The 274-nt window shown below is 43.8% G+C and carries 1 pseudogene; it reads right to left on the reverse strand.

Annotated elements, in window-relative coordinates:
* Positions 1-274, reverse strand: a pseudogene (locus AAEY79_RS14820) (ATP-dependent DNA helicase RecG); the annotation flags it as partial.

The following is a 274-nucleotide window of genomic DNA, read 5'->3' on the forward strand; positions in this document are numbered from 1 at the left end:
CATAAATAGCGGGCTGGGCTTTATTGACACTATTACTGGTAGCATTGTCGGGCACACTACGGGCGAGCGTCGAAAAAATATCTTCAGACTCATACGCCTCTATTACCGATTTTTTTGGTGGTTCAAAAGGTACCAATGGTAAATCCGCAACGACGGCAAAATCTTCATTGGTAAACAGCGTCATCGGTAGACCCTGACTACGCACCGTTTGTAGTGCCAACTTAATCAAAGTACGCAATTTATTCTGATGCAAGCCTTTGACACTGGGATAAAT

It is taken from the genome of Psychrobacter sp. GW64-MNA-CIBAN-0177 (assembly GCF_040309585.1).
GTDB classification, from domain to species: domain Bacteria; phylum Pseudomonadota; class Gammaproteobacteria; order Pseudomonadales; family Moraxellaceae; genus Psychrobacter; species Psychrobacter okhotskensis.